At 59.8% G+C, this 11010-nt stretch carries 14 protein-coding genes; 6 read left to right on the top strand and 8 right to left on the bottom strand.

The features are described 5' to 3' along the window. Positions 1-47 precede the first annotated feature (47 nt). Together AB9K37_RS00935 and AB9K37_RS00940 are read right to left on the bottom strand one after the other, a co-directional pair. Positions 48-713, bottom strand: a complete 666-nt coding sequence (locus tag AB9K37_RS00935; protein WP_369835147.1) for an oxidoreductase — start codon at positions 711-713, stop codon at positions 48-50. A gap of 9 nt (positions 714-722) precedes the next feature. Continuing rightward, a complete protein-coding gene (locus AB9K37_RS00940; protein ID WP_369835148.1) occupies positions 723-1889 on the bottom strand; it encodes a phytanoyl-CoA dioxygenase family protein in 1167 nt (388 codons plus the stop codon). An 85-nt stretch (positions 1890-1974) separates the two neighbouring features. Here AB9K37_RS00940 and AB9K37_RS00945 point away from each other — a divergent pair, with 85 nt between their 5' ends. Next, the gene (locus tag AB9K37_RS00945; RefSeq protein ID WP_369835149.1) at positions 1975-2994 is read left to right on the top strand and encodes a LacI family DNA-binding transcriptional regulator; all 1020 of its coding nucleotides are present in this window, start codon (positions 1975-1977) and stop codon (positions 2992-2994) included. Between the two features lie 17 nt (positions 2995-3011). Here the strand turns inward: AB9K37_RS00945 and AB9K37_RS00950 are convergent, their stop codons facing one another. From AB9K37_RS00950 to AB9K37_RS00970, 5 genes are all read right to left on the bottom strand, one after another. Further along, positions 3012-3911, bottom strand: a complete 900-nt coding sequence (locus tag AB9K37_RS00950) for a LysR family transcriptional regulator (protein WP_369835150.1) — start codon at positions 3909-3911, stop codon at positions 3012-3014. Positions 3912-3932: 21 nt separating this feature from the next. Next, on the bottom strand, positions 3933-4778 hold the full coding sequence (locus AB9K37_RS00955; RefSeq protein WP_369835151.1) for an alpha/beta fold hydrolase: 846 nt from the start codon (positions 4776-4778) through the stop codon (positions 3933-3935). Then, entirely contained in the window at positions 4775-5164 is a 390-nt protein-coding gene (locus AB9K37_RS00960; protein ID WP_369835152.1) for a hypothetical protein, read from the bottom strand. The genes AB9K37_RS00955 and AB9K37_RS00960 overlap by 4 nt, the downstream gene beginning before the upstream one ends. Positions 5165-5174: 10 nt before the next feature. After that, a complete protein-coding gene (locus tag AB9K37_RS00965) occupies positions 5175-6353 on the bottom strand; it encodes a muconate/chloromuconate family cycloisomerase (RefSeq protein ID WP_369835153.1) in 1179 nt (392 codons plus the stop codon). A 93-nt stretch (positions 6354-6446) separates the two neighbouring features. Next, positions 6447-7316 carry a dioxygenase gene (locus tag AB9K37_RS00970; RefSeq protein WP_369835154.1) on the bottom strand — a complete coding sequence of 290 codons (870 nt, stop codon included), beginning with the start codon at positions 7314-7316 and terminating at the stop codon, positions 6447-6449. A 296-nt stretch (positions 7317-7612) separates the two neighbouring features. Here AB9K37_RS00970 and AB9K37_RS00975 point away from each other — a divergent pair, with 296 nt between their 5' ends. Genes AB9K37_RS00975 through AB9K37_RS00995 form a run of 5 tightly spaced genes read left to right on the top strand, consistent with a single transcriptional unit; the run spans position 7613 to position 10214 of the window. Then, positions 7613-8032, top strand: a complete 420-nt coding sequence (locus AB9K37_RS00975; RefSeq protein WP_369835155.1) for a hypothetical protein — start codon at positions 7613-7615, stop codon at positions 8030-8032. Next, positions 8029-8661 carry a MotA/TolQ/ExbB proton channel family protein gene (locus AB9K37_RS00980; RefSeq protein WP_369835156.1) on the top strand — a complete coding sequence of 211 codons (633 nt, stop codon included), beginning with the start codon at positions 8029-8031 and terminating at the stop codon, positions 8659-8661. The genes AB9K37_RS00975 and AB9K37_RS00980 overlap by 4 nt, the downstream gene beginning before the upstream one ends. After that, the gene (locus AB9K37_RS00985) at positions 8654-9019 is read left to right on the top strand and encodes a biopolymer transporter ExbD (protein WP_369835157.1); all 366 of its coding nucleotides are present in this window, start codon (positions 8654-8656) and stop codon (positions 9017-9019) included. Before AB9K37_RS00980 ends, AB9K37_RS00985 begins: the two co-directional genes overlap by 8 nt. Further along, the gene (locus AB9K37_RS00990; protein WP_369835158.1) at positions 9016-9402 is read left to right on the top strand and encodes an ExbD/TolR family protein; all 387 of its coding nucleotides are present in this window, start codon (positions 9016-9018) and stop codon (positions 9400-9402) included. Before AB9K37_RS00985 ends, AB9K37_RS00990 begins: the two co-directional genes overlap by 4 nt. Further along, complete coding sequence (locus AB9K37_RS00995) at positions 9399-10214, top strand: TonB family protein (RefSeq protein ID WP_369835159.1); 816 nt, start codon at positions 9399-9401, stop codon at positions 10212-10214. The genes AB9K37_RS00990 and AB9K37_RS00995 overlap by 4 nt, the downstream gene beginning before the upstream one ends. A gap of 116 nt (positions 10215-10330) precedes the next feature. On the opposite strand, the gene AB9K37_RS01000 is transcribed toward AB9K37_RS00995, so the two are convergent. Next, positions 10331-10984: a hypothetical protein gene (locus tag AB9K37_RS01000; RefSeq protein WP_369835160.1), complete on the bottom strand. Its 654-nt coding sequence runs from the start codon at positions 10982-10984 to the stop codon at positions 10331-10333. Between the last annotated feature and the right edge of the window lie 26 nt (positions 10985-11010).

The raw sequence follows: 11010 nt of genomic DNA on the forward strand, positions 1-11010 counted from the left end.
ACCTCACAGAATTGGCCTGACGGCCAATGCGCCTTGGACCGGGCTTGCTATATGAGGGCCGCACGCTCCAAGGCGCTCGCCCCAAACTGGCCGACTTTTGCTCCGCCACAATGGCCGAATTTTACTCCGCCGTTGACAGCCATCCAGCCAATATCCAGCTGATTCACGCGGATGCGGTTGCGCATCAGGGCAAAGCCTGCGTTGCGGGTCAGAGTCGCCAGCGCGCCCTTGGTCGTCGAGTAGGCGCAAAGCATGGGCTGCCCTGCCCGCTCTGACGTGGAGCCGATGTTCACGATCCGGCCATCAATGCCGTGGTCGATCATCACCCTGGTCGCGTCTTGCATCAGAAAGAACGGTGCGCGGACATTGGTTGCCATCAGCGTGTCGAACAGCTCTGGCGAGGTGTCGATCAGCGTCCCGCGGTCCGTCAGACCGGCCGCGTTAACCAGAATATCCACGCGGCCAAAAAGCTCTGTACACCGCGGCACGATCTGCTGCACATCACTCAACTTCGACAGGTCCGCTGCGATCATATACGTCTGCATTCCGGTCTCTTCTGTGATGGCCGCAGCCGTCGCGTTGCCCTTGGCCTGATCGCGGCCGACGATCAGAACGCCCGCTGCGCCAGCCAGCGCAAACTGACGTGTGATCGCGGCCCCCAACCCTTGGGAGCCGCCTGTCACAATCGCGATTTTCCCATCTATTCGGTTCATTCAATGCCCTCAGGTCTCGTTCTTGGTCTGCAAGTCATCCAGCATCTCTCCAAAGGCCTGCTCCGTCCAGCCCTCTGCGATCGCCTGCGCCATGTAGGCGGCCTGCGTCTTGGGGGCGATCCCGCCGATTGGTGGGTTGCGGTCCAGATTGGTTGGAAAGGGATAGCCTTCGGCACTGGCGGCAATGACGTTTGCCATCTCCACACCAGTGGGTGCCGATCTCAGGACCGGAAACAAAGCGCGGCACATCGCCGTTCGGTTCACACTCTCCATCGCGCGGCCAAAGGCAGAGGACACCTGAAACAGGTTCACGAGACGAAACTGATCCTCGGTGTGGTTGGTCCCCGCCCCATGCATCACGGCTGGATTAAAGAAAACCGCATCGCCCTTTTCCAGCGGCAACTGCACGTAATTCTCAGAGAAATAGTCCTGATATTCTGCGCGATTGAACGCGATATATCCTTCGAAGAACTGCTGCGAGAACGGGAGCACCAGCGTCGGCCCCGTCTCAACCGGCATGTCACAATGGGCAAGCGCGCCTTGCAAGGTCAGCACAGGCGAGATGCCATGGATATGCGCCGGATACTCGGCCATCCGCTCTGCTGACATAAAGCCCAAGTGGTAGTCGCGGTGGGGTTTCTGTGCGGTACCGCCCGGGTTCACCCGGTTCACCTGAGCCGTCATTTGATAGGCCGGTCCCAGCCACGCTTCGGACGCGAGGGCAAAGCTCTGGCAACTGTAATAGGCCGCGAAATTTTGCGGGTCCGCGAGGCAATGCTTTTCCAGAGAGTTCCAGATGCGGTCATTCGCACCGGGCTTGGCAAAGTGATCGCCTTTGCCGGTGTTCGTGTCTTTCTCGTGGCGGATGATCTGGTCAAACACCTCTGACGCGCGGTCTATAACGGCCCCGTCGCGCAGAGCACCTTTGATCACGATCACGCCCGCGCCGTCCGCGAAAACTTGGGCCCATTCCGCCTTCAGAGTTTGTCGCGCGTCTGGGTCGGCAGCAGCGCGATCAACGCTGGGACCGTCGTAGATCGGAATGTTCCGGATCACATCCACCGCCAGGGGCACCGTTGCGGGATCGGTGGTCTGCTGAACAATGGATTTAAAGGTCTCGAATGCACCGCTGGTCGCGCTGATCCAGACCGCTTTGGGGTCATTTCTCAGGTTCATGGTTTTCCTCCCTGCCCCAAAGGTGCGCGAGCGCGGCGTGTTTCGGAAGTTGCTTTTCACCTCAAAAACACCTCATGATTGGAACATGACCAGAAAGTTCACCATCAAGGAAATCGCCTTCCATGCGGGCCTCAGTCTGGCCACGGTGGATCGCGCATTGCACGGACGGGCCAATGTGCGTCAGGTCACCCGCGACCGGGTGAACGCCGCCATTGCAGAACTGGACAGACAACATGCCGTATCTCGGTTGGAGAGCACAAAGCTGACCATTGATGTGGTCATGCAAGCACCCAACCGATTTTCATCAGCCGTGCGAAATGCACTAGAGGCCGAGTTGCCGCTGGCACGGCCCGCTGCCTTTCGCAGCCGCTTCCATCTGGCAGAGACGATGGACGACGCCGATATCGTCAGAACGCTCCGCAGTATTGCCCGCCGTGGCAGTCAAGGCATTGTCCTGAAGGTCCCCTCAACACCCAAAATCGAAGCCTGCCTGAGCGATCTTCTGGGCCGTGGCATTCCCGTTATCACCTATGTGACCGACGTGGCCCCTGATTTGCGCCTTGCCTATGTCGGGATGGAAAACAAGCAGGCAGGCGCGACCGCCGCCTACCTTCTGCATAAAATGCGCAGACCGGAGGGCGGGCGCATCCTCGTATCGCTCTCTAGTCAGATGTTTCTCGGGGAGGAGGAACGCCGGATCGGATTCATGTCCTGTCTGAACACGCTTCAGCCCAGCGCCCGCGTGGTCACAGTGTCCGAAGCGCTTGGCGTCAACCGCACGACGCGGGCGGTCATTCTCGATGCCCTAGTCCGGCATGATGACATAGATTGCGTCTATTCGATCGGTGGGGGCAATCGGGCGATCCTGTCCGCCTTCGAAGAGGCGCGCCGCAAGATTGATGTCTTTGCCGCCCACGATCTAGACCGCACCAACCAGAGCCTGTTGTCAGAGCGCAAGCTGAGCTTCGTGCTGCACCATGATTTTCGGAACGACGCGCGCCAGATCGCGCAGCATTTTCTGCGCCATCATCGCTTTCTACCGCGCACCGCCCAGATAGAGAAAACCGAAATCGGGATCGCGTGCCCGCTGCCACATCTCGCCTGACGCATCGGCGCGTTGGCCTACTCCGTCCCGCGCCGCGTAAAACTCTGAAGCAGAGAAAAGAAGTTCATAACCTGCGGCTTGCGATTATCCAGCCGCGCATGCGCCGTCAGGCTGGTGCCAGGATTGTGCCCCCCATACGACCTGTAAACCACACCAGAGCGCGGCGAGTGCGATACGCTCTCTGGCACCATCGCGACCCCCACCCCGACCGAAACCAGAGATATCGCCGTCTGGTAGTCCTGCGCAAAAAGCTGCTCTTTGGGGGTGACCCCGTTTTCCGCGCAGACCCGCAGGATGAAGTCTGCAAACGATGGCCTAGGACGGCGCGGATAGAGAACAAAAGGTTCCTCTGACAGATCACGCAGATCAATAGAGCGGGCCGTATCCGCAAAGGGGGACCCATCAGGGATCGCTAGGATCAAGGGCTCGCGAAACAACTCTGCCGACCGCAGTTCCTCTGCTCCGCTTAGATGCGGGCGCGCGACGGCGATGTCGATATCGCGGCGGATCAGCGCGCGTTCCAGATCGGCGTTGTTCATCGAGGACAGCGACAGATCGACGTTCTTGTATTTCGACCGGTAGGCCTGAATGAGGCCCGGCAGCGGCCCATGGGTGGCCGACCCGACAAAGGCAATCCGCAGCTGGCCCGCACCGCCTTGGCCGATCGACCTTGCCTCTCGATACGCGCTGTCCAGATCGCGCAAAATATCCCGTGCGCGCTGCAAGAAGGCAGCGCCCGCGTCGGTCAGGCGGATCTGGTTGCGGCTGCGGTCAAAGAGTTTGACGCCGAGCTGATCCTCAAGTGCCGCGATCTGCCGCGACAAGGGCGGCTGCGCCATCCCAAGACGCACAGCGGCGCGGCCGAAGTTCAACTCCTCGGCCACGGCGATAAAGTATTTCAGACGTTTGAATTCCAAGAGCGGCCCTCGGTGGCCACCCTACCCCATCTTGGCAAGCGCCTCGATGAAATGCGGACGGAAGGTGGCGGGGTTTTCACTCATCGGAAAATGCCCGATCCCCTCCATGACCGCAAGGGTTGCGCCGGGGATCTGGTCCGCCGTGCGCTTGGCGTCTTCGGGGGTGCAGGTCATGTCGTAGGTGCCGACCATGATGTGCACGGGCTTGTCCGAGGTGTCGATGCCGCCGAGTTTGCCCACCAGACTGTCGTCCTTGGTGTAGAAGTTCAGATCGCCGCGGAAGACACCCGGACCGGACTGCATGAACATCCACTGGGTGTTCCAGCGCTCCGACTTCGGCCCTTGGGGCGCGATGTTGGCGGACACCAGAGCGGCCCCCATTTCGCCGCCATGGGCATCGGGGCGGTGGAACCAGTCGATGTCATACCACGCGGGCTGGAAGTCAGATGCCTCGATCGCGATGAAGCCTTTGAAGGGCTCGGGATTGTTCAGCGCCAGTTGCAGCGCGATGCGCCCGCCCATAGAGCAGCCTGCGTAGATCGGGTTTTCAAGGCCTAGCGCCTCGACCAGCTTCAGGACCGTTTCAACATAGACTTCGGTGGTCAGCAGGTACTCTTCTTCTTCAAAGCCTTCGGGCGGCAAGGATTTCCCATGCCACGGCATGTCCGGCGCGATGAAGCGGTAGTTCGCGGTCAGCTCTGCATCGTTCATGATGTGACGCCACTGGCGGCTGTCGGCACCTGCGGTGTGGAAGCAAATGACGGGCTGGCCCTGACCGGCCTCTTCCACATAAACGCGGTAGCTCCGGCCTGCGACCTCGATCGTCACGTAGCGGCCAATGATCGGCTCGTAGTTCGGCGCGCTCATGCTGTGGCCTCCTCTTGGCGACCCAGCGCCATAAATTCTTTGAAGAACCGCAGGTTTTTCACCAGCAACAGAATGTCCCCTTCGATCCGACCACGACCGGTTTTCACAAAACCGAAGATGTCGTGAAAGGTAGGTTCGGGCATCGGTTCCCAGAATTTCGCCAGCGCCTCGCCATCGGTGCGCAATGCAAACCGCCAAGGGGTCTGACGGCTGGGGCCTTCGGTCACGCGCTCCAGTGCGCCGCGATGGAATGCGAGATAGTACTCGTTGCCATCTATCTCGATCAGAACCGTTTCTGAAAACAGCGCACCAAGCCGCTGCAAATGAGGCTTCTCGGCGAGCTCGCGCCCCATCTCTTGGAAGCGATCACGTAGGTCACTCGTCATTGGGATTTCCTCAGTCTTTGCGGGCGTATTTCTCGATCAGGTCAAGGTCCGGCGTCACGCCAAGCCCCGGCCCATCGGGCAAATGCACCTCGAAATTCTCGTATTTCAGGCCGTCGCGGCACAGGTCCTCGATCAGGATTTTGGGGCCGAAATGTTCAGTCCCCCAGTGCAGATCGGGCAGCGTGGCAAAGGCATGCAGGTGGGCTGCCGCCCCGACCGAACTTTCCAGCAGACACCCCCCGTAAAGCTGTACGCCAGCGGCCTGCGCCACGGCTGCCACCTGTTTGAGCTGATGAACCCCGCCGTGTTTGCACAGCTTCAGGGACAGCACAGAACCCGCACCGCGATTGCAGCCATCCAGCGCCTCTTCGGTGGTAAAGACACCTTCGTCCATCATGATCGGAACGGGGGACCGCGCAGAAATCCGCGCCATCGCCGCCATTTGTCCACCCGGCAGAGGTTGTTCGATCAGGCTGACACCCAGATCGGCCAGTCGCGGAATGAAGCGGATGAAATCGGCCTCGGACCAGCCTTGGTTCACATCCGCGATGATGTCTGTGCCCGTGGGCAGCGCCTTTTGCAGCGCGGCCAAACGGTCCAGGTCGGTGGCAGGATCGGCAAAACCCAACTTGATCTTGAAGCGGTTGAACCAGCCCTTTTCGATCATGCCTTGGGCTTCGTCGACCTCTTGGCCCGCATCGCCCGAGGCCAGCGCCCATATCGCCGAGAACGACCGCCACCGCGCGCCGCCGAGCAGCACATGAGCCGAAACCCCGAGCGTTTTGCCCGTGGCATCCAGCAGCGCCATGTCCAGCGCGGACTTTGCCGCGTAGTTGCGCTTGGCCGCCTTGGCCATCTCGGCCGCTGCTGCCTCTAGCAGGCACGCTGGTTTCCCGATCAGCGCGGGGGCCAAGTAGGTGTCGATGTTGGCTTTGATCGCTTCGACGCTTTCCTCGGCCCAGCGGGGACCGCCCAATGTCGATGCCTCGCCGAACCCCGCTACCCCGTTCTCCAGCGTCACACGGACAAAGACGTAGCCCTGATAGCTGATCGAGGTGTTCGAGAGTTTGTGCTTGCGGCGAGTTGGCGCCTCAATGATCCAAGAGGTCACGGCGCGGACGCGCGTCGCCTCTGCCAGATGATCGCAAGGCTGACCAGAGAGCGCTTTGGCTGCGAGGGGCGTGTTCATGATATTTTCCGGATGGTCAGTATGGGGAACGGCACGGGCAAACGCGCCGCTCCTTGGGAGGTTGGAGGGAAGCTCCCATCCAGCCAGCGCCGATTACTCGGCGGCGACGCTTTCGATCAACGCATTGTTACGGATCACGAAGTCAAAGGTCATAACCATGTCGGTGTCCGCGCCTTCGGGGGCTTTGGTCATGTCGCCGATCAGCTCCTCTTTGACGGCAAAGACACTGTCGTTGTCGAGGTATTCAGTGGTGCTGTCGTAGATCTGCGAGATCAGGGTTTTATAGCCGTCCTTCATGATCATGAAGTGGATGTGGCCGGGACGCCATGGGTGGTGGCCCATGTACTTCAGCAACTCGCCCGCCGCGCCATCATAGGGGATCGGATAGGGCACAGGACGGATCGCGACAAATTCGTATTCGCCCTTCTCGTCGGTGACAAAGCGGCCACGCAGGTTGAAATCGGGCTGATCCGGGTCCTGCTGCTCATAAAGGCCGTTCGGCGCATCTTCCCACACATCCATGGTCACGCCCGGTACAGGGTTGCCATCGGTATCGCGGATGGTGCCTGACACGCGGACGGTTTCCTGACCTTCGAAGTCCTTCTGGATAATCGAGGCGCCCTTTTCCAGAACCGGTGGGTTTTCGCGGTAGAACGGGCCGAGCACGGTGGAAATGGTCTCGTTGTGGGTCGGCTTCTTGTCCAGCATGTCTGCCAGAACCTCGACCCCGATGATATCGGAGATCAGGATAAATTCGTTGCGGGCATCGCTCGAAATTTCGCCTGCACGGCGCATCCATTCCATAGCTTCGAGCCATTCTTCATAGGTCAGATCGACCTCTTTCATGAAGGCGTGCACGTGCTTCAGTGCGGCCTTCATGATTTCCATGTTGCGTGCGGGAATCCCTGCGTCCATCGAATTGATGACGGCGTCGGTGATGTTCTCGATCGTAATATTGCGCACAGTAGCTCCTCCCTCTGTCGTCGTTTGGCGAATGTGCGCCGCGCGCCGCGCTGAAACAATGCTCGGGCAGATATACGTTCATACCCAAAAGGTATCACTTAATCCGTTTAGCGACCTTACAGATCACAGCTCGTTACCTTTGCCCCGACGTGCGGCACCGCCATCGCAGTCACGCAAATGCGCAGTCGCCGCGTAGATCCGCGGCTTGCCTTTCGGTTCGCTGACTGCTACCTGATTCCATAGTATTTTTGTCGGATATATGGTCCGGCTCCCTTTTTCTGTCATCAGGAGACAAAATGCTGTCCCGCGTGCTGACCCTCACCGCCGCTTGTTTTCTGCCATCTTTCCTCGTTGCTCAGGACGACGGGGCCAAGGTTTCTCTGGAGCTCAATGCCCTGACCCCTACGGACACGGCATGCATGGCCAGTTTCATCGCGACGAACACCAGCGGCCAAGACATCGAGAGTGCGATCTACGAAGTCGTGCTCTTTGACACTGACGGAGGCGTAGACCGACTGACGTTGCTTGACTTTGGGACGCTACCATCAGGTCGCCCTCGGGTGCGGCAGTTCGGTTTGGGCAACCTTGCCTGCGATGACCTAGGGCAGGTTTTGATCAACGGCGCTCAGACCTGCACAGTTGCGGGTGCGGCCTCTGGCGTATGTGCGGACCAATTGAAGGTCTCTAGCCGAACCGAGGTGGAGGTCACAGGATGATCGACGCCCTGACAGACAGCATCGTCCGCATCCACGATTTGGGCGGGCCTGTGGTCCTGGTTCTCCTTGGCCTGTCGGTCATTGCCCTGACCGTGATCGCTTATAAACTCTGGCAGTTTTCAGCTGCAGGCGTCGGGCGCCACAAAGCCCTGCGATCTGCCGTGACCGCATGGGACCAAGGCGACATGGACCGCGCTCGGTCTGATATCGCCAAATCGCGCAGTTATCTGTGCCCTGTGGTTGCCGCCGCATTCGATGGAAATGCCGACTACGACAGGCTCGCCGCCGAGGCTGAGACCCGATTTGCGGGCCTCGAGCGTGGCTTTCGACTGCTCGACACCATCGCGCAACTTGCGCCTTTGCTCGGGCTCTTTGGGACCGTTCTGGGGATGATTTCTGCGTTCCAAGCCTTGCAAGACGCAGGAACCCAAGTGGACCCCAGCGTTCTGGCCGGCGGTATCTGGGTTGCACTTTTGACCACAGCGGTCGGATTGGCGGTGGCAATGCCGGTGGCCTCTATCCTCAGCTGGTTCGAAGCGCGGATGGACGCCGAACGGGTTCTGGCAGAGCGCGCATTGCGAACGACCCTCTCTCCTGCCCGCGCACAAACTGTCCCGACCCATGCGTAGGCAGGCGCGCCGCAAGCGGCTGTCGATGACGTCTTTGATCGACGTGATCTTCTTGTTGCTGCTGTTCTTCATGCTGAGCTCGACCTTTACCCGTTTTGGCGAGATTGACCTGACCTCTGCCTCTGGTGGTGGTGCCGGAGCGTCCGGCAATGCCCCGCTTTTTCTTCAGGTATCAACGCAAAGCCTTGGGCTGAACGGGCGCGAGATCGGGTTGGATGCACTGCCGGGCGCGCTCAACGAGGGCAAGCCGGTGCTCGTATCCCTGCGGCCCGATGTATCCTCGCAGCGATTGGTCGACGTTTTGGTGACCTTGAAAAGCGTCCCCAATCTAAGTGTCACAGTGCTGGAGGGGACATGATGCGGGCGCGGCCAAAAAGACAGAAATCTGAACCGACCATCACCCTGATCAATATCGTGTTTCTGATGCTGATCTTCTTTCTGGTTGCGGGCACATTGGCACAGCCGCTGGACACCGCGCTTTCACTGGTGCGGGCGCAAGATTTATCTGCGCAACCGCCCGAAGATGCTCTGCTGATTGATGCAACAGGTGGGATGTCCTATCGCGGCGTCTCTCTGCCCGACATCGATGCCTATGCTGACAGTCACGAGGGCGAGCGGAGCGCTATTCGCATTGTACCGGACCGTGACCTTTCTGCGATGCAACTGGTCCAGATCGCCAACCAGCTGCGCGCCGCAGGTGCGGAGCGGGTGATCTTGGTAACAGAACGGGGGATGGAATGATCGCGACATCCCGTATTGCCAAAGGCGCCGCTCTGACACTGGCTGTCGGACTTCACGGCGTTGCGCTACTGACTTGGGTCACGCCAGCGGCCATCGTTCAGACCGAAGGCGCAGGCGGCGACGCCGAGCTGCAACTCGGAACCCGCTTTGCGGATCTGGTCGAAGGCACCCTGACGGCGCAGTCCCCAGAAGCAGTTCAGACATCCCGCTCCGCAGTCGAGGCGCCCTCGCCTATCCTGCCTGAAGCAAGCAAGCCGGTTGACGCAGGTGAGCCTTTGACGCCTCTGCCTGCGGTGACAGCCCCGATTGCCCCAGCGGAAACGACCAAGAGCGAGAGCCCTTTGGACACGATCGAGGCCGCTTCAGAGCAGCCCAAACAATTCGCATCATTGCGCCCGCCGAACAGGCCCAAAGCTCCACCGGCGAAGGCAAAACCCCAAAAACCGCTCGGAAATGCGCAGCAAACATCCAAGCGTGGAGCCACAACCGGAACAGAAAAAGCCAAAGCTGTCACGCAAGGCGCTGGCACCAAAGCCGCCGCCGACGGGACAGCGGCAGTGTCGAACTACCCGGGCCAGGTGATGCGCTGCATCAGCCGCGTGGGCCGGCCCAGAGTGCGTGCCAAAGGGGCCGCGCGCATTGCCTTTGAGGTGTCAAGCTCCGGTGCGGTCACAGGTGTAACGCTGGCGCAATCGTCGGGGGTGGCGGCTTTGGACAAAGAAGCCTTGGCGCTGATCTCTCGGGCGGGTCCCTGCCCCGCGCCGCCTTCCGGCGCTCAGCACAGTTTTGCGATCCAGATCAAGGCGCGTTGATCGTATCGACACCACGGCAGTGGCATGTCACGCCACAGGATGCATAAAGAGGCGCATTTTAGAACAGAGCAGGATGCATGCAAGAGCTGCTCAAATTCGTTATCTTTGACGATCCGTCAGAATAGCTCGAAGGTCAGGTCTTCGTCGCTCTCGTTCCACTGGCTATCCCCGACATGGCCGCTTTCCATATGCACACGGCGCTGCGAATACATCACGTATTTCTGCGAAAGCTTGCCGATCAGCTCGTCCACACCTGCACGAATATCCGCGTTCAAATCGGTGTCTTTGATGAAGTTGCTCATCTCTTGGAGCATCTCGTCGATGGTTTCTGCCTGCTGCCGGATAACATCCCCACTTTGAGCGCAAGACATGGCAGAGCGGATAGAGCCTTCGATTTCAGACTGGGTCGCCTTGTTTTCCGCCTGCTGCTGCCCCGTCAGTTCCAGCAGATCTTGGTAGTTGGAATTCATCTCAGAGAGGTTCGCCCGCGCAGTCCCCAGTGTGGCCTCCTGATCGGACAGGCTCTCGAGAATATCTTCTCGACCTTCCGCCCCTTCGGATTCCATCGTCGAAGCGTGCACATTGATCTCTTTTAAGGCGTTTTGAACCAGAGGCGCCAAACGCTGCGTTACGTTCTCTGTCTCCGATGCCAGTCGGCTGTCAACGGCGGAGTAAAATTCGGCCATTGTGGCGGAGCAAAAGTCGGCCAGTTTGGGGCGAGCGCCTTGGAGCGTGCGGCCCTCATATAGCAAGCCCGGTCCAAGGCGCATTGGCCGTCAGGCCAATTCTGTGAGGT

The organism is Donghicola sp. XS_ASV15, assembly GCF_041224595.1.
GTDB lineage: Bacteria > Pseudomonadota > Alphaproteobacteria > Rhodobacterales > Rhodobacteraceae > Donghicola.